The organism is Pseudomonas sp. Tn43, from assembly GCF_014192635.1.
Classification (GTDB): domain Bacteria; phylum Pseudomonadota; class Gammaproteobacteria; order Pseudomonadales; family Pseudomonadaceae; genus Aquipseudomonas.
This window is the reverse complement of record NZ_JACHYG010000001.1, coordinates 578074-601340: the sequence shown is the minus strand read 5'-3', so window position 1 is coordinate 601340 and position 23267 is coordinate 578074. Positions and strand designations below refer to the sequence as shown.

At 62.0% G+C, this 23267-nt stretch carries 19 protein-coding genes; 5 read left to right on the top strand and 14 right to left on the bottom strand.

Annotated elements, in window-relative coordinates:
- The first annotated feature begins 33 nt into the window (after window positions 1–33).
- The 5 genes from FHW68_RS02660 (at window position 34) to FHW68_RS02640 (ending at window position 8617) form a co-directional block, all read left to right on the top strand.
- A complete protein-coding gene (locus FHW68_RS02660) occupies window positions 34–1392 on the top strand; it encodes a DUF1329 domain-containing protein (RefSeq protein WP_183678595.1) in 1359 nt (452 codons plus the stop codon).
- A 150-nt stretch (window positions 1393–1542) separates the two neighbouring features.
- Window positions 1543–2631, top strand: a complete 1089-nt coding sequence (locus FHW68_RS02655; protein WP_183678593.1) for a YCF48-related protein — start codon at window positions 1543–1545, stop codon at window positions 2629–2631.
- Window positions 2632–2646: 15 nt separating this feature from the next.
- On the top strand, window positions 2647–5163 hold the full coding sequence (locus FHW68_RS02650) for an RND family transporter (protein WP_095632929.1): 2517 nt from the start codon (window positions 2647–2649) through the stop codon (window positions 5161–5163).
- A gap of 7 nt (window positions 5164–5170) precedes the next feature.
- Window positions 5171–6949 (top strand): acyl-CoA dehydrogenase C-terminal domain-containing protein, encoded by a 1779-nt coding sequence (locus tag FHW68_RS02645; RefSeq protein WP_183678591.1) that lies wholly within the window; start codon window positions 5171–5173, stop codon window positions 6947–6949.
- A 24-nt stretch (window positions 6950–6973) separates the two neighbouring features.
- On the top strand, window positions 6974–8617 hold the full coding sequence (locus FHW68_RS02640) for a fatty acid--CoA ligase (RefSeq protein WP_183678589.1): 1644 nt from the start codon (window positions 6974–6976) through the stop codon (window positions 8615–8617).
- A 181-nt stretch (window positions 8618–8798) separates the two neighbouring features.
- Here the strand turns inward: FHW68_RS02640 and FHW68_RS02635 are convergent, their stop codons facing one another.
- The 14 genes from FHW68_RS02635 to FHW68_RS02570 form a co-directional block, all read right to left on the bottom strand.
- Complete coding sequence (locus FHW68_RS02635) at window positions 8799–10379, bottom strand: aldehyde dehydrogenase (NADP(+)) (protein WP_183678587.1); 1581 nt, start codon at window positions 10377–10379, stop codon at window positions 8799–8801.
- A 307-nt stretch (window positions 10380–10686) separates the two neighbouring features.
- Entirely contained in the window at window positions 10687–11604 is a 918-nt protein-coding gene (locus tag FHW68_RS02630) for a dihydrodipicolinate synthase family protein (RefSeq protein WP_095632925.1), read from the bottom strand.
- Between the two features lie 190 nt (window positions 11605–11794).
- A complete protein-coding gene (locus FHW68_RS02625; protein WP_095632924.1) occupies window positions 11795–12823 on the bottom strand; it encodes a trans-3-hydroxy-L-proline dehydratase in 1029 nt (342 codons plus the stop codon).
- A 134-nt stretch (window positions 12824–12957) separates the two neighbouring features.
- Complete coding sequence (locus tag FHW68_RS02620) at window positions 12958–13680, bottom strand: amino acid ABC transporter ATP-binding protein (protein ID WP_183678586.1); 723 nt, start codon at window positions 13678–13680, stop codon at window positions 12958–12960.
- Entirely contained in the window at window positions 13673–14323 is a 651-nt protein-coding gene (locus FHW68_RS02615; protein ID WP_095632922.1) for an amino acid ABC transporter permease, read from the bottom strand. Before FHW68_RS02615 ends, FHW68_RS02620 begins: the two co-directional genes overlap by 8 nt.
- Before the next feature lie 10 nt (window positions 14324–14333).
- Window positions 14334–14999 carry an amino acid ABC transporter permease gene (locus FHW68_RS02610; protein ID WP_007903733.1) on the bottom strand — a complete coding sequence of 222 codons (666 nt, stop codon included), beginning with the start codon at window positions 14997–14999 and terminating at the stop codon, window positions 14334–14336.
- Window positions 14992–16770 carry an aconitase X gene (locus tag FHW68_RS02605; RefSeq protein WP_183678583.1) on the bottom strand — a complete coding sequence of 593 codons (1779 nt, stop codon included), beginning with the start codon at window positions 16768–16770 and terminating at the stop codon, window positions 14992–14994. The genes FHW68_RS02610 and FHW68_RS02605 overlap by 8 nt, the downstream gene beginning before the upstream one ends.
- A gap of 10 nt (window positions 16771–16780) precedes the next feature.
- The gene (locus FHW68_RS02600; RefSeq protein WP_007903735.1) at window positions 16781–17599 is read right to left on the bottom strand and encodes a transporter substrate-binding domain-containing protein; all 819 of its coding nucleotides are present in this window, start codon (window positions 17597–17599) and stop codon (window positions 16781–16783) included.
- Window positions 17600–18016: 417 nt separating this feature from the next.
- The gene (locus tag FHW68_RS02595; RefSeq protein ID WP_183678581.1) at window positions 18017–18376 is read right to left on the bottom strand and encodes a DUF6124 family protein; all 360 of its coding nucleotides are present in this window, start codon (window positions 18374–18376) and stop codon (window positions 18017–18019) included.
- 467 nt (window positions 18377–18843) lie between these two features.
- Window positions 18844–19593, bottom strand: a complete 750-nt coding sequence (locus FHW68_RS02590) for an AraC family transcriptional regulator (protein ID WP_095632918.1) — start codon at window positions 19591–19593, stop codon at window positions 18844–18846.
- Between the two features lie 71 nt (window positions 19594–19664).
- Window positions 19665–20921 carry an FAD/NAD(P)-binding oxidoreductase gene (locus FHW68_RS02585; protein WP_183679013.1) on the bottom strand — a complete coding sequence of 419 codons (1257 nt, stop codon included), beginning with the start codon at window positions 20919–20921 and terminating at the stop codon, window positions 19665–19667.
- Window positions 20918–21154: a (2Fe-2S)-binding protein gene (locus FHW68_RS02580; RefSeq protein ID WP_183678579.1), complete on the bottom strand. Its 237-nt coding sequence runs from the start codon at window positions 21152–21154 to the stop codon at window positions 20918–20920. Before FHW68_RS02580 ends, FHW68_RS02585 begins: the two co-directional genes overlap by 4 nt.
- Window positions 21147–22262 carry an FAD-binding oxidoreductase gene (locus FHW68_RS02575; protein ID WP_183678577.1) on the bottom strand — a complete coding sequence of 372 codons (1116 nt, stop codon included), beginning with the start codon at window positions 22260–22262 and terminating at the stop codon, window positions 21147–21149. Before FHW68_RS02575 ends, FHW68_RS02580 begins: the two co-directional genes overlap by 8 nt.
- The gene (locus FHW68_RS02570; RefSeq protein ID WP_183678575.1) at window positions 22259–23191 is read right to left on the bottom strand and encodes a 4-hydroxyproline epimerase; all 933 of its coding nucleotides are present in this window, start codon (window positions 23189–23191) and stop codon (window positions 22259–22261) included. Before FHW68_RS02570 ends, FHW68_RS02575 begins: the two co-directional genes overlap by 4 nt.
- Between the last annotated feature and the right edge of the window lie 76 nt (window positions 23192–23267).

The following is a 23267-nucleotide window of genomic DNA, read 5'->3' as shown; positions in this document are numbered from 1 at the left end:
TGATTTGCTCAACGCAAGCAGGAGAATAACAAGATGAACTACGCAAAAACCGTGTTGGCCGCTTCGCTGGCCTTGGTCCTTGCCGCCCAGGTACAGGCCGCTGTTTCAACCCAGGACGCTGCCAAATTGGGCAGCAGCCTGACCCTGGTCGGGGCCGAAAAGGCGGCAAATGCCGACGGCTCCATTCCCGCCTATGACGGTGGCCTGACCACGCCGCCGACCAGTTTCAAGTCCGGTGACAGCATGCGTCCGGACCCCTTCGTCAACGAAAAGCCGTTGCTGGTAATCGACGGCAAGAACGTCGATCAGTACAAGAACTTGCTCAGTGCAACCACGGTGGAATTGGCCAAGCGTTTCCCAAGCTTCCACGTCAATGTCTACCCGACCCACCGCACCGTCTCGTTGCCCAAGGCAGTGCTGGACAATGGCGTGAAAAACGCCACCGGTGCCAAGTCCCTGGAAGGCGGCCTGGCGATCGATAACGTACTGCCCGGTGTGCCGTTCCCGATTCCGCAGTCGGGTAACGAGGCGATGTGGAATTTCCTGTTGCGTTACCAGGGCGTCAACATCAACTCCAAGTACGACTCCTGGAACGTCGATTCCGCTGGCGTGCCGAGCCTGGCGACCACCGGCCTGGCATTCATTTCCTATCCGATCTACGAAAACCTTTCGCAGCCGATCAGCAGCGCCGACGTGTACTACCAGATGAAGCTGTCCTACACCGGCCCTGCGCGCCGGGCCGGTGAAGCGGTGATGCTCAAGGACGCCGCCAACCCGCTGCAGCAACCGCGCCGCGCCTGGCAATACTTGCCGGGCCAGCGTCGGGTCAAACTGGCACCGAACCTGGCGTACGACACGCCTAACCCTGGCACCGCCGGTGCTGGCACCTACGACGATGTTTTCGTGTTCAACGGTGCACTTGACCGCTACGACTGGAAGCTGGTGGGCAAGCAGGAAATGATCGTTCCTTACAACACCTACAAGCTGACCTACGCCCAGGACCCCAAATCGCTGACCACCGCCAATCACTTGGCACCGGATTACGTGCGCTGGGAAAAACACCGGGTCTGGGTGGTGGAGGGCAACCTCAAGTCTGGCGCCCGGCACATCTACCAGAAGCGTCGCTTCTACCTCGATGAAGACAGCTGGACCGCTCTGGCCTCTGACCAATATGACGCCCGTGGTCAGCTGTACCGTGGCTCCTTCGCGTTCCTCAGCCAGAGCTACGACAAGCAGATCCCGGACTCCACGCCTTTCATGATTTATGACCTGGTGGGTGGCTCCTACAACATCAACGGTGTGGTTGGCCCTTACGGCGGCATCAAGTACATCGATCCGCTCTCCAAGGCGCAGTGGTCGCCTGAGTCCCTGGCCGGTAACGGGATTCGCTAAGCAAACCGTGACAAAGCGTCCGTGCAGTCCGCTGCCTGCCAGGCAGGGGACCGCACGACGGTCGGTGCATGCCGATCGTTTTGGGCGCCAGGTTGGAACGTCAGGCACACGGACGTGTGTCCCGGCGCGGTTTTCCGAAGAGGACGCGGTATGTGTTCGTACAAGAATTATCTGCAGTTGGCGCTCGGCGCCTTGCTTGTAACGTTGCAGGGCCTGAGCCAGGCGTCCGCTTATGTCGACGTACTGGATCTGCCGGCCAGGGTCAGCGCCTTGGCCGTCAACAGCCCGCTATCGGGCATGGCCCGTGCCGGCGAGCGTCTGGTTGCTGTCGGGCAGCGTGGTCACATTCTGTATACCGATGATGTCGGCAAACACTGGCAGCAGGCAGCGGTGCCAGTCAGTGCCGACCTTAATGCCGTGAGTTTTCCAACCGCTACCCATGGCTGGGCGGTGGGCGGTGACGGCGTGGTGTTGCACAGCAACGACGCCGGTGCGACCTGGCGCAAGCAACTGGACGGTCGCCAGATCGGTGCCTTGCTGGTCAAGCATTACGGCGCGTTGGCCAGTGCAGAACCGGGCAACGAGCAATGGCCACTGCTGGTCGCCGAAGGTGAACGCCTGATGGCGCAGGGCGCCGACAAACCGTTGCTCGATGTCTGGTTCGCCAACGACCGCCTCGGTTACGTGGTCGGGGTGTTCAACCTGATCTTGCGCACCGAAGACGGCGGCCAGAGCTGGACGCCGTTCCAGGACCGCACCGACAACCCGCAGGGCTTTCACCTCAACGCCATCGCCTCCACTGGTGATGCGCTGTACATCGCGGGAGAGCAGGGGCTGTTGCTCAAATGGGATGACACCCAACAGCGGTTCGCCGCCGTGCAGACACCCTACCAAGGCAGTTTTTTCGGTGTGCTCGGCAAGCCTGGGGAAGCGCTCGTCTATGGCTTGCGCGGCAATGTGCTGCGCAGCACCGATGGCGGTCTGAGCTGGACCCCGCTGGACAGCGGCCTGCGCGTCAGCATCACCGCTGGCCTGGTCGATGGCCATGGCAACTACCGCTTGTTCACCCAGGGCGGGCAGATGCTGGTCAGCCAGGGCACGGGCGCGCAATTGCATCTGGTTCAGCAACAGGCACCGACACCGGTGACCGGCGCCACTCAGTCCGCCGACGGTGCACTGGTGGTGGTTGGCAGCCGTGGTGTACGGACGCTGTCCGTCGATAAGCCCTCGAACCCTTAGAGCGAGTACCCAGACATGGGCAATATCAAACAAGAAACCATGCCGGTGATCCGCGAACTGCGGGATTTCGACCGCCATTCCGGCAACCTGCTGGAGCGGTTGGTATTCAACTACCGTCCGTTGTTCATGCTGCTGATGGCGCTGGCCACCGTGGTGTTGGGCTACATGGCGGCAACGCGCCTGGAGCTGCGCCCCAGCTTCGAAAAGATGATTCCGCAGAGCCAGCCGTACATTCAGAATTTCCTGGAAAACCGCCAGTCGCTGCGTGGTCTGGGCAACTCGGTACGGGTGGTGGTGGAGAACACCCAGGGCGATATTTTCGATCCCGCTTATCTTGACGTGCTCAAACAGGTCAACGATCAGCTGTTCGTCACCGAAGGCGTCGACCGTGCCTGGATGAAGTCGTTGTGGAGCCCGGCGGTGCGCTGGACCGAAGTCACCGAGGAAGGTTTCCAGGGTGGCCCGGTGATGCCTGATACCTACCAGGGCAAGCCGGAAGAAATAGAACAGCTGCGCCAGAATATTTCCCGCGCCGGTATCGTCGGCAGCCTGGTGGCCAGTGATTACAAATCGAGCATGCTCATTGTTCCATTGCTGGATAAGGCCACGGCCAGCGGTCAACGCATCGACTACCACGCCTTTTCGCAGATGCTCGAAGAGCAGTTGCGCGACAAGATCGAATTCGCCGGTGACAGCGCTGCGCGCAAGGCCGGGGAAGAGGGCAAGGGCCAGTACAAAATCCGGGTGATCGGTTTCGCCAAACTGATGGGCGACCTGATCGATGGCCTGATCCAGGTGATGATGTTCTTCGGCCTGGCCGTCGTCACGTCGCTGATCATCATTTACGCCTACACCCGTTGCGTGCGCAGCACCTTGCTGGTGGTCGGCTGCTCGCTGATCGCGGTGGTCTGGCAACTGGGCATCGTCGCCTGGCTGGGCTATGCCATCGACCCGTATTCGGTGCTCGTGCCGTTCCTGATCTTCGCCATCGGTGTGTCTCACGCGGCGCAGAAAATGAACGGCATCATGCAAGACATCGCCCGTGGCACCCACAAACTGATCGCCGCGCGCTACACCTTCCGCCGCCTGTTCATTGCCGGCGTCACCGCGCTGCTGGCCGACGCTGTCGGGTTCGCGGTGCTGATGCTGATCGATATTCCGGTGATCCGCGACCTGGCGATCACCGCCAGCATCGGTGTGGCGGTGCTGATATTCACCTCGCTGTTGCTGATGCCGGTGGCACTGTCTTATGTCGGCGTCGGCACCAAGGCGGCCGAGCGTGCGCTGAAAATCGACACCCGTGCAGACGGGCACAAAGGCTTCGGCAAACTGTGGGACTTGCTCGATCGCTTCACCACGGCCAAATGGGCCACGGGCGCGGTACTGGTTGCGGCGCTGATGGGCATCGGCGGCTTCATGGTCAGCCTGCAGTTGAAGATCGGCGACCTGGAAAGTGGCGCACCGGAGTTGCGTGCCGACTCTCGCTATAACCGTGACAACGCCTACATCACCAGCCATTACGCGCTGTCCAGCGACCTGTTCGCGGTGATGATCAAGACGGCGCCGGAAGGCTGCTTGAACTACAAGACGCTGGTCCTGGCCGACCGCCTGGCCTGGGAGCTGCAGCAGTCTCCAGGCGTACAGGCCACCGCGTCGTTGGTCAACGCGGTGCGGCAAATCACCGCCGGCACTTATGAAGGCAACCCCAAGCTCAACAGCATCCAGCGCAATCAGGACGTGCTGAACTATGCCGCGCAACAAGCCTCGGTCAACTCTCCGGAGTTGTTCAACACCGATTGCTCGTTGATGCCGGTGATCACCTTCCTCAAGGACCACAAGGCCGAGACCCTGGATGCCGTGGTGGGCATCGCCGAAAAATTCGCCCGGGAGAACAACAGCGCAGATCGCCAGTTCCTGCTGGCGGCCGGATCGGCCGGGATTGAAGCGGCGACCAACATTGTGGTGCGCGAGGCCAATCGCACCATGCTGCTGTATGTCTATGCGGCGGTGACGCTGTTCTGCCTGATCACCTTCCGCAGCTGGCGCGCCACGTTGGTTGCGTTGTTGCCGCTGGTGCTGACTTCGATCCTTTGCGAGGCGTTGATGGTGGCCATGGGCATTGGCGTGAAAGTCGCGACCCTGCCGGTGATCGCATTGGGTGTGGGCATCGGCGTGGACTACGCCTTGTACCTGCTCAGCGTGCAGTTGCATTACCAGCGCCAGGGCCTGCCGCTGAGTCAGGCTTACCGCAACGCGGTGTCGTTTACCGGGCGGGTGGTGGGCCTGGTGGGCATCACCCTGGCGGCGGGCGTGGTGTGCTGGGTCTGGTCGCCGATCAAGTTCCAGGCCGACATGGGCATCCTGCTGACCTTCATGTTCCTGTGGAACATGCTCGGCGCGCTGATCCTGATTCCAGCCCTGTCGTACTTTTTGCTGCGCCACCCCGTTGCGCAAGCCAACGAGGCGCAAACCGGTGAAACCGGTACATCCCAACGTCAGGACATGTCGCATGCCCTGACCACTTCCGAGTAAGCCAACTATGTCTGATTACAAAGCTCCTTTGCGCGACATGCGCTTCGTACTCAACGAAGTCTTCGAGGTGTCCCGCCTATGGGCCCGATTGCCTGGCCTGGCCGAGGTGATTGATGAAGAAACGGCCGCCGCGATCCTTGAAGAGGCCGGCAAGATCAGCGCCGAAGTGGTCGCGCCGCTGAACCGCAGCAGCGACGAGCAGGGCTGCACCTGGAACAACGGCGCGGTCCAGGCGCCGGACGGTTTTGTCGCGGCCTACCAGGCCTTTGCCGAAGGCGGTTGGGTGGGTGTGGGTGGCGATCCGCAGTTCGGTGGCATGGGCATGCCCAAGGCGATTTCGGCTCAGGTCGAAGAGATGGTCAACTCGGCGAGCCTGTCGTTTGGCCTGTACCCGATGCTGACCGCCGGTGCGTGCCTGTCGATCAATGCCCACGCCAGCGAGGAACTCAAGGAACGCTATCTGCCGAACATGTACGCCGGCACCTGGACCGGTTCTATGTGCCTGACCGAGGCACATGCCGGCACGGACCTGGGCCTGATTCGCACCCGCGCCGAACCTCAGGCCGACGGCAGTTACAAGATCAGTGGCAGCAAGATTTTCATCACCGGCGGCGAGCACGACCTGACCGAAAACATCATTCATCTGGTGCTGGCGCGGTTGCCGGATGCGCCGGCCGGCCCCAAGGGCATTTCGCTGTTTCTGGTGCCCAAGGTGTTGGTCAATGACGATGGCTCGCTGGGCGAGCGCAACTCGCTGTCCTGCGGTTCCATCGAGCACAAGATGGGCATCAAGGCCTCCGCCACCTGTGTGATGAACTTTGACGAGGCCACCGGCTGGATCGTCGATGCGCCGAACAAGGGCCTGGCGGCCATGTTCACCATGATGAACTACGAACGTCTGGGCGTGGGGATCCAGGGCCTGGCGTTGGGTGAGCGCTCCTACCAGAACGCGGTCGAATACGCCCGTGACCGTTTGCAAAGCCGTTCCCCGACCGGCGCGCAGAACAAGGACAAGGCCGCCGACCCGATCATCGTGCACCCGGATGTACGACGCATGCTGTTGACCATGAAAGCCTTGAACGAGGGCGGGCGCGCGTTCTCCAGCTACGTGGCCCTGCAACTGGATACCGCCAGGTACAGCGACGACGCGGCAACCCGCACCCGTGCGCAGGAACTGGTGTCGCTGCTGACCCCGGTGGCCAAGGCGTTCCTCACCGACATGGGCCTGGAAACCACCGTGCATGGTCAGCAGATCTTCGGCGGCCACGGCTACATTCGCGAATGGGGCCAGGAGCAACTGGTTCGCGATGTGCGCATCACCCAGATATACGAAGGCACCAACGGCATTCAGTCACTGGATTTGGCCGGGCGCAAGATCGTCGCCAGCGGCGGGGCACTCTATCGCTTGTTCGCTACCGAGATCCGCCACTTCACCGCCAGCGCCGATGCCGACCTCGGCGAGTTCTGCAAACCACTGGACGCCGCCGTGGACACCCTCGACGAACTGACCGCGTGGTTGCTGGATCGGGCCATCAGCAATCCCAACGAAATCGGCGCGGCCTCGGTCGAGTACCTGCAAGCATTCGGCTACACCGCTTACGCCTACATGTGGGCACTGATGGCCAAAGCGGCCATGGGCAAACAGGCCGAGGATGACTTTTACGCCAGCAAGCTGGGTACCGCGCGTTTCTACTTCGCCCGCCTGCTGCCGCGCATCCACTCGTTGAGCGCGTCGGTCAAGGCCGGCAGCGAATGCCTCTACGAGCTCGAACCCGCGCACTTCTGATCGAAAGGACAAGGAACTTCACCCATGATGGCGACAAAAATAATTCCGCCCGCCGATGGCGCCTATGCCTATCCCTTGCTGGTCAAGCAGTTGTTGCTATCCGGTGTGCGCTACGAACCGGGACGGGAAATCGTCTACGCCGACAAACTGCGCTACAGCTACCAGACCCTCAACCAGCGGATCCGCAGGCTGGCCAATGCCTTGACGGCTGCCGGCGTCAAGGCCGGCGATACCGTGGCCATGCTCGACTGGGACAGCCACCGCTACCTGGAATGCTTCTTTGCCGTACCGATGATCGGTGCGGTGCTGCACACCGTGAACATTCGTCTGTCGCCGGATCAGGTGCTCTTCACCATGAACCATGCCGAGGACGATCTGGTGCTGGTGCATGATGATTTCCTGCCGCTGGTTGAGCAGATTCAGGGCCAGCTCAAAACCGTCAAAGGTTACCTGCAGCTCACGGATGACACCGCAACCGACACGTCGCTACCGGTGCTGGGGGAATATGAAAACCTGCTGTCCGGGGCTTCGGACCAGTACGACTTTCCTGACTTTGACGAAAACTCGGTGGCGACCCTGTTCTACACCACCGGCACCACGGGCGACCCTAAAGGCGTTTATTTCACCCACCGCCAACTGGTCCTGCACACCTTGAATGCCGTGGGCACGTTGGGCGTCTATCAAGGCCTGCCGTTGCTGCGCTCCGATGATGTGTACATGCCGATCACCCCTATGTTTCACGTGCATGCCTGGGGGGTGCCTTATGTCGCCACCCTGATGGGGCTCAAGCAGGTGTACCCCGGCCGCTACGAACCCAACAGCCTGGTCCGGCTGCATCGTGAGGAAAAGGTCACTTTTTCCCATTGTGTGCCGACCATTCTGCAAATGATCCTGGGCTGTGAAGAAGCAGCCCGGACCCGTTTCGATGGCTGGAAAATGCTTCTGGGTGGCAGTGCACTGACGCTGGGAATTGCCAGCGAAGCGAATGCCAAAGGTATTGAGGTGCACAGCGGTTATGGCATGTCGGAAACCTGCCCATTGCTGTGCCTGACTTACCTGCGTGACAAAGACCTCGAGCTGCCTATGCAAGCCCAATTGGCCTCTCGTATCAAGACTGGCACACCAGTGCCGATGGTCGACCTGAAAATCATCGATGCCAATGGCAATGACGTGGCCCATGACGGCGAGTCTCTGGGCGAGATCGTGGTGCGCGCACCCTGGCTGACCCAAGGCTATTTGAAGGAACCCGAAAAGGGCGCCGAGCTGTGGCACAACGGCTGGATGCACACCGGCGATCTGGCCTCAATCGACGCCTTGGGAGGGGTGGAAATCAAAGATCGAATCAAGGATGTGATCAAGACGGGCGGGGAGTGGATCAGCTCCCTGGAACTGGAAAGCCTGATCAGCGAACACGCGGCAGTGAAGTCGGTCGCGGTCGTGGGCATTGCCGATGAGCAATGGGGCGAACGGCCGATGGCGCTGGTGGTGTGCGAGCCCGGGCAGTATCTCGACAGCAAGATCCTCGAGGCGCACCTGCAAGGCTTTGTCGAGCGTGGGCGCATCAACAAATGGGCGATCCCCAAGCAGTTCAAGTTCGTCGCGGAGATTCCTAAAACCAGCGTCGGGAAGATTGACAAGAAGCTGATCCGGCAAAGTGGATTGGGGTGAAAGCGGCGTTCGGTGGGCCCGGGCTTGAATGCGATGAAAATCCTGTGGGCGCGCGCTCTTGTGGCGAGGGGGCTTGCCCCCGTTGGGTCGCGAAGCGGCCCCTGCATTTCATATAACGGTTTTACGACTGCTTCGCAGCCGAACGGGGGCAAGCCCCCTCGCCACACAGGAGGTTGGGTTTTTACAGCGGTTCGCGGTGGCTGTTGCCATCGACCAGGCGCGCAATACCCAGCGGGTTGGCGTTTTTCAGGGCGTCGGGCAGCAAGGCGTCCGGGCAATTCTGGTAGCACACCGGGCGCAGGAAGCGCTCGATGGCCAGGCTGCCGACCGACGTGCCGCGGGCATCGGAGGTCGCGGGATAAGGCCCGCCATGCACCATGGCATCGCAGACTTCGACGCCAGTGGGGTAGCCGTTGAACAGCACGCGACCGACCTTTTGTTCCAGCAGCACCAGCAGGTCGGCGTGTTCCTGCAGGTCCTGCGTTTCGCCAATCAACGTGGCGGTGAGTTGACCGTGCAAACTGTTCAGCGCTTGTCGCAGCTCAGCCTTGTCGGCCACTTCGACGACAATAGTGGTCGGGCCAAACACTTCTTCCTGCAACAGCGGATCACCCTTGAGCAACAGACCGACGTCGGCCTTGAACAATTGCGGCCGCGCCTGATTACCGTGCTGATCCTGGCCCGCCAGGCGGGTTATTCCCGGATGGTCGATCAAGGCCTGCACGCCTTTTTCGTAGCTGCCGAGGGTGCCGGCGTTGAGCATGGTTTGCGCCGGTTGTTCGGCCATCAAGGCACTGAGCTGCGCGATGAAAGCGCTGAAGTGCGGGGAGCGCATACCGACCACCAACCCCGGATTGGTACAGAACTGACCGCACCCCTGGACCACCGACGCCATTAGTTCACCGGCGATGTTCTCGCCACGTACTTGCAAGGCCCCGGGCAATACCAGCACCGGGTTGATGCTGCTCATTTCGGCGAACACCGGGATCGGTTGTGGCCGTGCGGCGGCCATGTCACAGAGGGCGCGACCACCCTTCAGCGAGCCGGTGAAACCGACGGCCTGGATCGCCGGATGCTTGACTAGCGCTTCACCGACACCCGCGCCGTAGAGCATGTTGAACACACCTTTGGGCATGTCGGTTTGCTCGGCGGCGCGGATGATTGCATCGGCCACGCGTTCGGCGGTCGCCATGTGTCCACTGTGGGCCTTGAACACCACCGGGCAACCGGCGGCCAGCGCGGCAGCGGTGTCACCGCCGGCGGTGGAAAAGGCCAGCGGGAAATTACTGGCACCGAACACGGCCACCGGGCCGACGCCGATCCGGTATTGGCGCAGGTCGACTCGTGGCAATGGCTGACGGTCGGGCAAGGCGCGGTCGATGCGCGCACCATAAAAATCGCCCCGGCGCAGAACCTGAGCAAACAGGCGCATTTGATGGCTGGTACGGCTGCGTTCGCCTTGAATGCGTCCGGTCGGCAAGGCGGTTTCGCGAGTGACCAGAGCGACGAATTCATCATCCAGTGCATCCAGTTGCGTGGCGATGGCTTCAAGAAATTCTGCACGGCGAATGGCCGGCAAGTTGCGAAAGGCCGGGTAAGCGGCAGCAGCGGCCTGGGCGGCGGCGTCCACTTCTTCCACGGTGGCTTGCATGAACGAGTAGGGCAGCGCTTCGCCGGTGCTGGCGTCGTAACTGTGCAGAGTGATACTGCCAGCGGCGCTGCGGGCGCCGCTGATGTAGTGGTGGCCGATGATCTCGGGCATCAAAAAAACTCCTGTCGGGAACGAGGGCAAGATTTTCGTGTTTGTCAGAATGCCAGGATCGCAGCCTTCGGCAGCTCCTACACAAGCGATCTGTGGTTGTTTGTGATCCCTGTAGGAGCTGCCGAAGGCTGCGATCTTTTGGGACCTCAAACCAACGAATCACCCCGGCGTGCCATGGCCGGCGCGGCGCTATCCAGTGCAGCAATGCGCGCAGCGGCTTCGGCATCCACCCGAGTGCAGTGATTTCCTGTAGGGGCGCAAAAACAGGCAGCCGGGCCGGGTCCGCAAAGACCCGCCCGGCAATCACTCAGAGACCCACGTCTGGCAACTCCGGACGGTTGGCCAGGGCCTTGGCCATGATTTGCTCGACGAACACCCGATCGGCTTCCGGCAGGGCCAGGCGTGGTGGCCGGGTCAGCGCGCTGCCGCGACCGGCGATGGCTTCGCAGAGTTTGATGCACTGCACCAGGTCGGCGCGGGCATCGAGGTGCAGGATCGGCATCAGCCATTCGTAGATCGGCATGGCTTCGGCGAAGCGACCGGCCTTGGCCAGGCGGAAGATGGTTTCGCCTTCTTTCGGGAACACGTTGGACATGCCAGAGACCCAGCCTTCGGCACCCACCGCGATGCTTTCCAGCACCACATCGTCGAGGCCGGCGAACAGCACGAAACGGTCGCCGACTTCATTGCGCACGTCGATGAAACGGCGGGTATCGCCGGACGAATCCTTGAAGCACACCACGTTGTCGCAGTCGGCCAGGGAAATCAGGATGTCCGGGGTGACGTCGTTTTTGTAGATCGGCGGGTTGTTGTAAACCATCAACGGTACGTCGGCATTTTTCGCCACGTAGCGGTAGTGCTCGGCGGTCTCGAACGGCTTGGCCCCGTAAACCAGCGCCGGCATCAGCATCACGCCATCGACGCCGACCCGGCGCACGGCATTGGCGACCTTGGCCGCTTGCACGCTGGTGAACTCGGCCACACCGCAGATCACTGGCACGCGGCCCCGGGAGGCGTCGACCGCGACTTCGGTCACGGCGATTTTTTCTTCGGCGGTCAATGAGGTGTTTTCCCCCACCGAACCACACACCACCAGGCCTGAGACGCCGTCGCGGATCACGTTGGAAATCACCTGATGGGTTTTTTCCAGGTTGATGGAAAAGTCATCGTTGAATTGAGTGGTCACCGCGGGGAAGACGCCACTCCAGTTAATGCGTTTGCTCATTGTTGTCTCCGGTTTGTGTTTTAGTATTTCGTATACGATATTTCAAGCGCCAGTATTCGGCTAGTGGTTTTTTCAATCAATCAGGGTTTTTTGTTGGTGAGTGCTGTGGAGCGGGAGCTTGTGTGGTGAGGGGTTTGCTGTGGTGAGAGAACCACAGCAACCCCCTCACCACAAAAGCTCTGGTTTGGCGTCAAGCCCCCGGCCAGGTGTCTGACAAGCGATAGCCCTGCGGCCACGGATCGCTCGGGTCGAGCAGCAATTGGTGGGTGCCGGTGATCCAGGCCCGGCCGGAAATGCATGGGTAGATCGCCGCTCGGCCGGCCACTTCGGTCAGCGAATCGATGCGGCAGTGGAATTCGGAACCGATGATCGAACGGCCAATAAAGCGCTCGCCCACCTGCATCAGTCCCTTGGCCTGCATCACCGCCATGCGCGCCGAACAGCCAGTGCCGGTGGGCGAGCGGTCGATCTTGCCGGGTTGAATCACCACCGCGTTGGCACCCGTTGCGATGCCGTTCTCCATGACGATGGGCGCGGCAATCTGGCAGAAGGAAATATGCGACCACTCGGGGTTCAGCGGATGGACGAAGCCCAATTGTTCATTGGCCGCACGAGTGATTTTCAACCCGACTGCCACCAGGTCGGCAGCCTCATCGGGACGAATGGAAAAACCCAGGCGTTCGGCGTCGGCGATCACAAAACTGTCACCGCCGTACGCGGTGTCGACCTGCAACGAGCCGAGGCCTTCGACTTCGATCCAGGCATCGAGGCGGTCAGCGAAGGAGGGCACGTTCTTGATTTCTACCCGCTCGACCTTGCCATCTCGGCAGTCGGCCACGGCCTCGATCAGGCCGCCGGGGGCTTCGAGTATCAGTCGTGTTTGCGGTTCGGTCATTGGCAAGATGCCGCTGTCGAGCAGCACCGTGGCCACGCACAGCGAATTGGAGCCGGACATCGGTGGCGTGTCTGCCGGTTCCATGATGATCCAGGCCATTTGTGCCCGCGGATCCTTGGCCGGCACCAGCAGGTTGACGTGACGGAACACACCGCCGCGAGGCTCGTTGAGCACGAAGTTGCGCAGGGTCTGATCCTTGGCGATCCAGCGCGATTGTTCCCACACGGTGGCCCCCGGTGGTGGGGCGACACCGCCGACGATCACATCGCCGACTTCGCCTTCGGCGTGACAGCTGACTACATGAATGACTTTTGATGAGCGCATGGTTTGATCCTTTTTCTGTTTGTGCGGGCCCCTTCGCGGGCAAGCCTCGCTCCTACATTTATCTGTGGCGGTCACCGACTTTGTGTGCATCACCCAACCCTGTGGGAACGGGCTTGCCCGCGATGGGGCAGTCGTTATTTCACTGACTTCAGAAACGCCGCAGTCTCCGCATGCACCGGACTCCCAATTACCTGATCCGGCGAGCCAATCTCATGCACCAGCCCATTGCGAAAGAACGCCACGCGGTCGGAGACATCGCGGGCAAAGCGGATTTCGTGGGTCACCAGCACCATGGTCATGCCGTCTTCGGCAAGCATGCGCATGGTGTCCAGCACCTCACCGACCAATTGCGGGTCGAGCGCCGAGGTGGCTTCGTCGAACAGCATGTAGTCCGGCGACATGGCCAAGGCGCGGGCAATCGCCATGCGCTGCTGCTGGCCGCCGGACAACTTGCCCGGGAAGGTCTTGAGCTTGTCGCCAAGGCCCACGTGGGTCAGTTGCTGCACCGCTAGCTCTTCAGCGTCGCGCTTGCTTTTGCCCAGCACTTTGCGTGGCGCGAGCATCACGTTTTCCAGCACCGTCAGGTGCGGGAAGGCGTTCCATTGCTGGAACACGATGCCGATTTTCTGCCGCAAGCGATTGAGGTCGGTGGCGCGGTCATGGACCTCGACACCGTCGACGCGGATGTTGCCTTTCTGGATCGGTTCCAGGCCGTTGATGCACATCAGCAGGGTCGATTTGCCGGAGCCCGAGCCGCCGATGATCGACACCACCTCGCCCTTGTTCACCGTCAGGCTGACCCCCTTGACCACGGCGAGATCGCCGAAGGATTTATGTACGTTGTCGATCTCAATCATTTTCTTGCCACCTTCTTTCCAGACGAGCGCCCAGGCGTGCGACCACCAGGCTCATGACGTAGTAAATAAGGCCCGCGATGCACAGCACCAGCAACGGTTCCTGGATGCGGGTGACGATGGTTTGCGAGGCGCGCAGCAGTTCGACGATGCCGATCCACATCACCAGCGCGGTGTCTTTCATCACACCGAGCACCAGGTTCAGCCAGCCCGGAAAAGCCACCCGCGTGGCCATCGGCAGGACGATCCAGCGCAGGTCCTGCAGGAAGCTCAGGCCCAGCGAGCGACTGGCCCTACGCAGGGTGAACGGCACCGACAACACGCCAGCGCGCACGATCTCGGTGAAGTACGCGGCGGCGTAAACCCCCAGCACGATGCAGCCGACGCTGAAGGCGCTGATGTTCAAGCCGACGATGCTTTTGAGCGAGTTGAACAGTACGAACTGGATCAGCAACGGCACGCTGCGAAACACGTCCAGCACCCAGGCCAGGGGCAAACTGGCCCGAGGCAGCAAGGCTCGCAGCAGACCGAAGAGCAAGCCGGCCAGGGAGCCGAGCAGGATCGACCAGAACGTCAGTTGCAGCGTGACCCAGGCGCCATTGAGCAGGAACAACAGGTCATTGGAGGAAAAACCGGTGGCAAACATGGACAGCTCCTCAGTAACGGAACAACCGCCAGGCCATCAGCCGGGCTGCCGCGACGATCGCCTTGGCAATCAGGTAATACAGCACCGCTGCAATGGCGAAGAACTCGAAGGTGCGGAACGTTTTGACGTTGTAATCCTGGGTCACGCCGGTCAGGTCATTGTTCAGCCCGACAATCACCCCCAGCGACGTCATCAGCACCGCCCAGACCATTTGATTCGTCAGCGGGTAAAAGACGATCCGCAGCAACTGCGGCACGATGATCATGCGGTAGGCCTGAAAGGCACTCATGCCCAGCGAACGTGCGGCGCGCACTTGTGTGTCCGGTACGGCCTTTAGGCCACCGCGAAAGTTCTCCGCCAGATACCCGGCATTGTTGAAGGTGATCCCGGCCAGCAGGGCGAGCCATGAACTGACGTGCAGGCCCAGCGAGCCGAGGCCGAAGTAGAGGACGTAGATCTGGAACAGCGACGGGGTGTTGCGCGCAATCGATACCCAGCCGTTGCCGATGCCGCGCAGCAGCGGGTTCTTGCTTTCGCGCATCACGGTCAGGGCCAGGGCAATCAGCACGCCGAAGATCATCGACAGTGCTGCGGTCTCGAAGGTGACCAGGGCACCGGCAAGCATGTCCGGCAGGGCACGCAGCGCTGAGCGCCATTGGAAGCTGTAATCAAACATGCGCAGGGCTCTCCAGTAAGGCGGCAGGTTGTAACCACGCCGGCAGGCGCCCGCTGGCGGTGCCCTTGCAGGCGGCATCGACGCATTCGGCGAGGCCGGCGAAATGCACCTTGCGGCCCACCAGGCCGGGTGCGTAATGGGCGTACTTGCCGGAGTTGGTCATCAAGGTTTTTGCGGCCAGCGGGATCACCGGCTCACCGAGCATGCACCAGCAGGTATCGGTGACCAGGGTCGCGCCAAAAGCTTCGATCACGGCGACATGCCCGGCGTCGCGAGCCTGCTCCAGCACGGCGCGGCCGCAGGTAATGGCGAGGACCACATCAGGATGTTTATGCCGACCCAGGCACAACCGCGCGAGGTGGGCAAATTCGCTGAGGGAGAAATGCGGGTTGCCCAGGGAGACCACATCCACCCGGCTGTCGCGGGCACTGTTGAGTTCACGCCAACTGAGCAGCAGATCCTTCAAGAGGATGCGTTCCACCGGTAACGGTTTATCCGTATCCAGCACTTGCGACGGGTCGATGGCCTCCGGGGTTATCCCGGCGATATGGAACAGGGACGCGGCGGACGTGGTGGCAAATGCCGCGCCGAACGCTTTGAGATCGTCCAGGCTCGGCTGGCGGTTTTCCAACCCGCGTACCAGTGGAATCCGGCTGCCCGCCAGCGCGCCGATGTGGTAACCGAGCAGCGGATAGAACGCGTCATCCAGTTCATCCAGGGCGGGTAACTCGACTTGCAGGCCGGCCTTGCGTTGCGCGTCCAGATGGCAGCCGATCAACGGGGCGCGGCCGGTCAGGGCGATGCAGATGTCCAGGTAGTCCGGGTATTTGAGAGTACGTGCGCCGAGCACGCTGTTGGCGTAAACCACTGCGTTGGATTCGGCCCAGACGATCTGTTCGCCAGCCTTCGGCGCGCTGTCGAGCAAGTAGGGCGCGCAGGTGAAACTCAGCTGTGCGCCCATCGCCATATAGGCATCGCCCAAGGCACTGGCCGGTTCGCCAAGGGCCGGGTCGATGCCCAATTCGCGCCAACGACGCTGGTCCACGGAAATCGAATTGAGGGTGGTGGGCACCCGCACTTTTGCCCCCCATTGCACAAATTGCCGGGCAAAACGCAGGCTCGCCGGTCCCGTGTAGATGCAGCCGTCGATGTGCGCCTGGGTGACGTCCACCAGATGGCGGGCACCTTGCAGTTCGGCCATGCGCAGGACGATCTGCATCGCCACCTGCGCGGCTTTGCCATGCTGACCGTCGAGCAATGCCCGGTCGTGTTGGGTGAGTTCGATCGAGGCGCTGGTTTCTGCAGGTTGCGGTGGGCTGTCGATTGCCTGCCAAGCATCGTTTGGCAGGTATTCGAACAGACTCAATGTTGCGTCTTCTATCCGAGCGAAGGCCTTGCCGCGCAGGGCGGCGAAGGCCTCCCGGCCGATGCACAGCACCGGCAGGGAACGCTCGAAAATGGTCTGTGCCACGAGCACGCCCAGGGTCAGGATTTCATCGGGTTCGGCCAGCACCAATGCCGCCGGTGCGTGACCGTTGCTGATCAGTTCCATCAACACGCTGCTGCCGGTGCACGAGCCGCGACCGCTGGGGATGGCCAACACGCGGCCGGCCAGGTTTTCGCCGCTGAGCGGGTGGTGACGGTCAATGATCTCGCCGCTATACGGATCGACCCCGCCCCAGAAACTCAACCCGATATCGGCGAACAGCAGGGCGCCCTCGGCGGCGCCCGCGACCAGGCTGCGACCGGTCAGAGAAGTGAGCCTAGGCATGCCGGACACCTTAGTAGTAGACCTGTGGCACGGTCAGGTTGGTCGGCGAAATTTCGGTGCCGACCCATTTGACGAACAGCTCCTTGTAACGGCCGGTGCGCACCTGCTGGTTGACGAACAGGTTGAGGTAGTTGAGCAGGCCATACTCGTTGCGCTTGGCGCCGAGGGACACGTAGTCGATCACGTACGGCGCGTTACCGGCGACTTTCAGGTTTTTGTATTTGCCGGATTTGAGAGTGGCAGCCGCCACGGTGTTGGTGACCACGGTGGCGGCGATATGGCCTTGGGCGACAGCCAGCAACGTGTCGTTTTGCGACTGATAGGCACGGAAGGTACCGGTGCCCCAGCTCTTCACATCTTTCTCCAGAGCGATGGCTTCATAGGTGCCGCTGGTGTTGCCGACGGGTTTGCCCTTGAGGTCATCGAAGCTATTGATGCCGGTGTCGTCGCGGGTCAGCACCACCATCTGGAAGGCAAAGTAAGGCACCGTGAGGCCGACGGTCTTGGCCCGTTCGAGGGTGTCGGAGGTCGAGGCGACGATCACGTCGGCCCGTCCGGAAACCAGCGCCGGAATGCGGTCCGGGAACGGCGTCTCGACCACTTCGGCATCGACCCCGAGGATTTTCGCCAGGTCGTGGCAGTAGTCCACGTCGAAACCGGCCGGGTTGTTGCCGGCATCGCGAAAACCCATGGGCGGGAAGTCCAGGGTCACGGCGCAGCGCAGCTTGCCCGAACCGATAATGTCGTCGAGCTTGTCGGCCTGGGCGGTGGCGATGAAGGAGGTACTGAGAACAGCGCTGAGGGCTACGGCAAATGCGGGGTTTTTCATAGAGGCCTCGTTGATGTGAAGTGCTGTTGAATATCGTATTGGGGATTTCGTATACGATATTAACAATAGCAATCAACGTGCCTATTGCCAGGCAGAGGTGAGAATTTAGTGTCAGGGCTTGAAGTAGAGGTGTTGCGGTGCGTCAGGCGTAGTGTCGTGAGGGTCGAGGTCCGCAATGGCGGGTGTTACAGATGGGAGCAATGGTTGTGCGGAGCGCCCCTTTAAGGAACACCGACCCACCCCGTGCCCTGAACAACTTCATGTGGCGAGGGGGCTTGCCCCCGTTGGGTTGCGAAGCGACCCCAAAACCTGCAACCGCATGTTTTCAGGTACACCGCATATGCCGGTTTTACGACGGCTGCGCCGCCGAACGGGGCGATGCGGCGTTCCGACAAGCCCCCTCGCCACAGTTCTTCGCTAGCCTCGCGGGTCGAGGTTATCCAGCACCCGGTTCACTGCCAACTCTCCGAGCATGACCACCGATTGAATCCCCAACATCATGTTGCGATGTGGCATGTCCATCAACCCGGCGAACTCGCTGAGCATCATGCTGGCTGACGCCAGGGATTCGCAGGCGTTGACCAGCAGGGTTTCGTTATCGACCTCGGCGCCGACGTGGTAAATGGTGCTGGGTTTGCGTTTGGTGTCTTTGGGGATGGGTGGTTTGAGGTAGTGATCGAGGGCGCGGTCGGCGGCTTCGTTGAGTTTTTTGGAATCGAGGGATTCGTAGGGGGATGTTGGATCGGTTTCAGGTGGGTTGGGTGTAGGTTTGAACATAGATGAAGCTCCTTGATGACTGGAGCTGCCGCCGTTCGCGGTCAAACGAACAAGGTGGCAGCTGTACGCGGGTTGACCGACCGGACATCAAGGAATCCGGCACACCCGAAGGTGTCCCACGCACAGCCACCGCGACACGATATTTCAGACAATGCCTGAATGAGGTCTTGGACGCTGGCGCGCCTTGATTGATTCGGACGGTCAAATCCGATCGCTGATTCGTCAGCGACCCGGAAACGATAGAGCCCGGCCCCAAGGCGCACAAGCCGGCGGATTCTGGCGCAGTCGTAGGCAACGGCGCAAGGATGTGTAGCCTGGGTGAGTGTCTGGAAGTGTCTTTTAAACATCGCCTGTTGATCGTTCCCACGCTCCGCGTGGGAATGCCTCAACGGACGCTCTGCGTTCGGCTCTGGAAGGGACGCGGAGCGTCCCGGGCTGCATTCCCACGCGGAGCGTGGGAACGATCCTTAGCGCTGATTATCCCGAAACTGGCTCGGTGACAGGCTGGTCAACCCGCGAAACTGTCGGCTGAAAGCACTGTGGTCGGTATAACCGCAGCGCAGGGCGATTTCGGTGATGGGCAGGTCGGTGTGCAGTAACAGCCGCGAACCTTCTTCCAGGCGCGCCTTGTGAATCATCTGCCGTGGGGTGAGCTGGAAAACCCGTTTGCAGTGACGCTCCAGTTGCGCCACGGAATAGCCGGCGATGGCGGTCAGTTCGGCGAGGCTGATGGCGCGGGCGAAGTGACTGCGGATGTGCGCATCCACGGCGGCAAGTTTCTGGAAGGCGGGATGGTTGGACTGGGGGGATTGCAGGTCGCGGGAGATCCCGGCCAGGCCAACGATCTGACCCTGTTCATCGTGCAAGGCGAGTTTGTGGGTCAGGCACCAGATCGGCTGGTTACCGTAATACAGGTGCAGCTCCAGTTGGTCAGACAGTTCGCGACCGCTGGACAGGACCCGTCGATCCTGTTCGGTATACAGCGGACCGAAGCGCTCCGGGAAGACCCTGTCGGCGGTGAGCCCCAGCAGTTCCTCGCGACATTTGAAACCGCAACGCCGGGCCAAAGTCTGGTTGACGAAGGCGTAGCGCGCTTGGCTGTCCTTGATGAAAAACACCACATCCGAGAGGGTATCGAGCAGCGGCGCAATCGGCTGCAGACTGTTGAGCAGCGTTGGCAGGTCGCAGGGTTTGAAGGTGCTGAGCGAGGGATACATGGCGCTGGGGTCTGAGGGCGACCCCGGGATCATAGAGGCTCGACAGCGTGGCCGAAACCCCCGAGGGCATTTCAGGTCGGCGGGGTGTCGTCCAGGCACATCAAGGTCTCGATTCGCGCCGGGCTGAAGGGTGGGCGGGGCGCCGACGGTTGCCAACCGAACAGGTGCTGCACTGCGCCGCCACACACCCGGCCCTGACAGGCGCCCATGCCGCAGCGGCTGGCCAGCTTGGCTTCGCGCCAGTCAGTGTGCCCGGCCAATGCGGCGTAAGGCACGTCTTCGCAGCGGCAGACCAGGGTGTCGGGCTGGGCCAGGGACTTGAGCGGCGGGGCGAGGGCGAAGGCCTGATTAAGCGCCTTGGCGAAACCCTGCCAGCGTGCCCGGCGTGGCCACAACTGCCGGGCCGCTTCCAGGTCGCCGACCGCTGCGTGGCCGGCGATTGCACCTTCAACCAACGCCAGTTCACTGCCACCAAACCCGGTGCATTCACCCGCCGCGTAATGATCGGCGCGACTGCTGGCTTGCCAGGCATCCACCGCCAACGCCTGACCTTCAATGGCATAACCCAGTGCCTGGCCCAATTGAATGTTCGGGATCAAGCCGAAACCACAGGCCAGCCGATCACATGCCAGTTCGACGATTTTGCCTTGTTGTTGCAGGCGCACGCCTTCCAGTCGGTCAGTGCCAAGGGCGGCCAGCACGTGCGTCGCGGTGCGGTATTGGCGGTCGAGCAAGCTGAACGATTGCAACCATTTGGCGGGCCAGCGGGGCAGTTGCGCGGCGAAACCGGCGACGGCTGTGCGCGAGGCTTGCTCGGCGATGCGTTGTACCTGGGCGCCCTGTTTTTTCGCGGTGGCGGCACTCGCCAGTAAAAGCGGACCGCTGCCGGCGATCACCACACGCTCACCTTGCACCGGCACACCCGCCTTGATCAGCGCCTGCAAGCCACCGGCCCCGGTCACCCCCGGCAAAGTCCAGCCGGGGAAGGGCAGCAGCAGCTCGCGGGCGCCGGTGCACAGAATCAGTTTGTCGTAGCTGATCAACCAGCCGTTGTCATCATCTTCGACCAACAGTTGTTTCGGACCGGGACTGGCGATCACCCGCGTACCGGCATGACGGCGGATGTTGCTGCAAGCCTGCAAACGCTCACACAGGCGACGGGCCTGATCGGGCACGTTGGCTTGAGGGCCGTCACGCCAGATTTGCCCGCCCGGCAGCGGGTTGTCGTCGAGCACGACGATGCGTGCGCCGCTGGGGGCGGCAGCCAGGGCGGCGGCCATGCCCGCGGGGCCGGCACCAATGATCAGCAGGTCAGCGTATTCGTTCATGGGCATGTCTGCACCTGCATGCCGTCTCGGCATAAAGTCTGGCAGGCCAGGCGTCGCCGGCCGTCGATGGTCACCCGGCATTCCTGGCAGATGCCCATGCCGCACAGCGGTGCGCGGCGTTGGCCACTGACTGACGTGCGCGTGCAGCCGTCGCTGCCCAACGCCAAGGCCGCAGCGACGCTGGTTCCCTCGGCCACCGTCAAGGCGCGGTCGTCCAGCAGCAATTCAGGCATAGGCAGGTTCTCCAAGGAAACGCTGGGGCAGATAAGGTGGTGCGGCCAGAGGCGGGGTTTCGTTGAACAGTTGCGCCACCAGCAAGTCGGCGGTGCCGGGGGCCGTGGTGACGCCCAAACCTTCGTGACCCACCGCCAGCCACAAGCCTTGGCGTTGCGGGTGTTGGCCCACCAGCGGCAGGCCGTCGGGGCTGGCGGCGCGAAAACCGGTCCAGGCGCGGATGCCGTTGAGCCGGGCCAGCCCTGGCATGTACTCGGCGGCGCGCTTGAGCATTTTCGCCAGCATCCAGCTTTCGACTTGCGGGTCGGTGGTACCGAATTGCCGCGAAGCACCAATGAACAATTGCCCGGTAGGACGCGGCTGAATATTGCAGGCGGTCGACGGCCCCGTAGCGTTGTGGGCGCTGGTGACGTAACCCAGTTCCACCAGCGTGTGGGTGACGGTGCGAGGATAGCGATCGGTAATCAGCAGGTGACCTTTCTTCGGCTCGATGGGCAACTCCGGGCACAGTTCGTTGGCCTGAATACCGTTGGCCAACACCACCGCTTCGGCACTCAACCAGTGACCGTCATCGAGGCGAACGCGGTTGCCATCGACCGCGCGGACCCGCGCCCGGCGCTGACGAATGTTCGGCGTGTCGAGCATCCAATGGGCTGTCGCCGGCGCATAAAGAATGCCGTCGCCATGGATCAACAAACCGCCTTCCAGACCCTCGCGCAGTTCCGGTTCACGCTGGCGCAAAGCACTGGCACTGATCAATTCGCAGACCACGCCCTGGGCTTGCAGGTTCAGGTATTTGTCTTGGGCGACCGCCATTTCCTCGGCGTTGGCCGCCAGCCACAGCGTGCCGTTGTTGCGGTAGGCGCAGCCGTCGGGCAGGTCCGGCGCCAGTTCGCGCCAGCGTTGCAGGGAATATTGACTCAGGGCCAGCTCGGCCGGGTTGTCGTCGAGCACCAGCAAATGGCCCATGCCCGCCGCTGTCGCACCGTGCAATCCGGCGTCCAGCACCAGCACCTGCAAGCCACGACGGGCCAGCGCCTGGGCACAGGCGGCGCCGATGATGCCGGCGCCGATCACGATCACATCGGCCACAAGGCCCTCGTTCATGGACGAATGCCCCAGGCGAACGGGTCATCCTGTTCGATGATCAGACTGGCTTCGGCGCTGATAAAGGCACGGCCGCGAATGGTCGGCACAACGCGTTCGCCCTGCCATTCGTAAGTGCCTTCGAACTCACTGCCGATGACACTGGCCTGGCGCCAGATCTGCCCGGGTTGCAACTTGTCGTCCGCGGCCAGGCACGCCAGTTTGGCACTGGTGCCAGTGCCGCACGGTGAGCGGTCGTACGCCTTGCCGGGGCACAGGACAAAATTGCGGCTGTCGGCGTGATCGTCATCGCTGAACAGCTCGACATGGTCGATCAGCCCGCCGTCTTCGCCACGTATACCCTGGGCCTCCAGCGCCTGTTGCACGGCGTAGGTGTAAGTGGTCAGCGCGTCGAGGTTGTCGCTGGCCACCCGCAGGCCATGCTCGGCGATCAGGAAAAACCAGTTGCCGCCCCAGGCGATATCGCCGATTACCTGACCGATTCCCGGCACCTGCAACACCAGCGCCTTGCGGTAACGGTAGGCCGGCACATTGCGTACGCTCACCGAATGGTCGTCGTGCAAAGTCGCCTGCACCGTACCCACCGGCGTCTCGATGCGATGCACGCCGGGGCTGATCCTGCCCAGATGCGCCAACGACGCCACCAGGCCAATCGTGCCGTGGCCGCACATGCCCAGGTAACCGGTGTTGTTGAAGAAAATCACCCCGGCACACGCGCTCGGGTCGACCGGCTCGCAGAGCAGGGCACCCACCAGCACGTCGCTGCCACGGGGTTCCAGCACACAGGCGGCGCGCCATTGATCGTGATGTTCGGCAAGCCGCTGGCGGCGTTCGGCCATGCTGCCGGTGCCCAGGTCAGGAAAGCCGGCGGTCACCAGACGGGTCGGTTCGCCGCCGGTGTGGGAGTCGATCACGGTGATGCGTTTCATGGGAGGGCCACGTCCGTTCAGATGAGTGAACCAAAGAGTGGCCTGTGCAGGGGGTGTCGGCTTGATGGATTTATCC

Excerpts from the sequence above, each read along its gene's own strand:
- FHW68_RS02660 (WP_183678595.1), top strand. The coding sequence starts at position 34 with ATGAACTACGCAAAAACCGTGTTGGCCGCTTCGCTGGCCTTGGTCCTT.
- FHW68_RS02655 (WP_183678593.1), top strand. The coding sequence starts at position 1,543 with ATGTGTTCGTACAAGAATTATCTGCAGTTGGCGCTCGGCGCCTTGCTT.
- FHW68_RS02650 (WP_095632929.1), top strand. The coding sequence starts at position 2,647 with ATGGGCAATATCAAACAAGAAACCATGCCGGTGATCCGCGAACTGCGG.
- FHW68_RS02645 (WP_183678591.1), top strand. The coding sequence starts at position 5,171 with ATGTCTGATTACAAAGCTCCTTTGCGCGACATGCGCTTCGTACTCAAC.
- FHW68_RS02640 (WP_183678589.1), top strand. The coding sequence starts at position 6,974 with ATGATGGCGACAAAAATAATTCCGCCCGCCGATGGCGCCTATGCCTAT.
- FHW68_RS02635 (WP_183678587.1), bottom strand. The coding sequence starts at position 10,379 with ATGCCCGAGATCATCGGCCACCACTACATCAGCGGCGCCCGCAGCGCC.
- FHW68_RS02630 (WP_095632925.1), bottom strand. The coding sequence starts at position 11,604 with ATGAGCAAACGCATTAACTGGAGTGGCGTCTTCCCCGCGGTGACCACT.
- FHW68_RS02625 (WP_095632924.1), bottom strand. The coding sequence starts at position 12,823 with ATGCGCTCATCAAAAGTCATTCATGTAGTCAGCTGTCACGCCGAAGGC.
- FHW68_RS02620 (WP_183678586.1), bottom strand. The coding sequence starts at position 13,680 with ATGATTGAGATCGACAACGTACATAAATCCTTCGGCGATCTCGCCGTG.
- FHW68_RS02615 (WP_095632922.1), bottom strand. The coding sequence starts at position 14,323 with ATGTTTGCCACCGGTTTTTCCTCCAATGACCTGTTGTTCCTGCTCAAT.
- FHW68_RS02610 (WP_007903733.1), bottom strand. The coding sequence starts at position 14,999 with ATGTTTGATTACAGCTTCCAATGGCGCTCAGCGCTGCGTGCCCTGCCG.
- FHW68_RS02605 (WP_183678583.1), bottom strand. The coding sequence starts at position 16,770 with ATGCCTAGGCTCACTTCTCTGACCGGTCGCAGCCTGGTCGCGGGCGCC.
- FHW68_RS02600 (WP_007903735.1), bottom strand. The coding sequence starts at position 17,599 with ATGAAAAACCCCGCATTTGCCGTAGCCCTCAGCGCTGTTCTCAGTACC.
- FHW68_RS02595 (WP_183678581.1), bottom strand. The coding sequence starts at position 18,376 with ATGTTCAAACCTACACCCAACCCACCTGAAACCGATCCAACATCCCCC.
- FHW68_RS02590 (WP_095632918.1), bottom strand. The coding sequence starts at position 19,593 with ATGTATCCCTCGCTCAGCACCTTCAAACCCTGCGACCTGCCAACGCTG.
- FHW68_RS02585 (WP_183679013.1), bottom strand. The coding sequence starts at position 20,921 with ATGAACGAATACGCTGACCTGCTGATCATTGGTGCCGGCCCCGCGGGC.
- FHW68_RS02580 (WP_183678579.1), bottom strand. The coding sequence starts at position 21,154 with ATGCCTGAATTGCTGCTGGACGACCGCGCCTTGACGGTGGCCGAGGGA.
- FHW68_RS02575 (WP_183678577.1), bottom strand. The coding sequence starts at position 22,262 with ATGAACGAGGGCCTTGTGGCCGATGTGATCGTGATCGGCGCCGGCATC.
- FHW68_RS02570 (WP_183678575.1), bottom strand. The coding sequence starts at position 23,191 with ATGAAACGCATCACCGTGATCGACTCCCACACCGGCGGCGAACCGACC.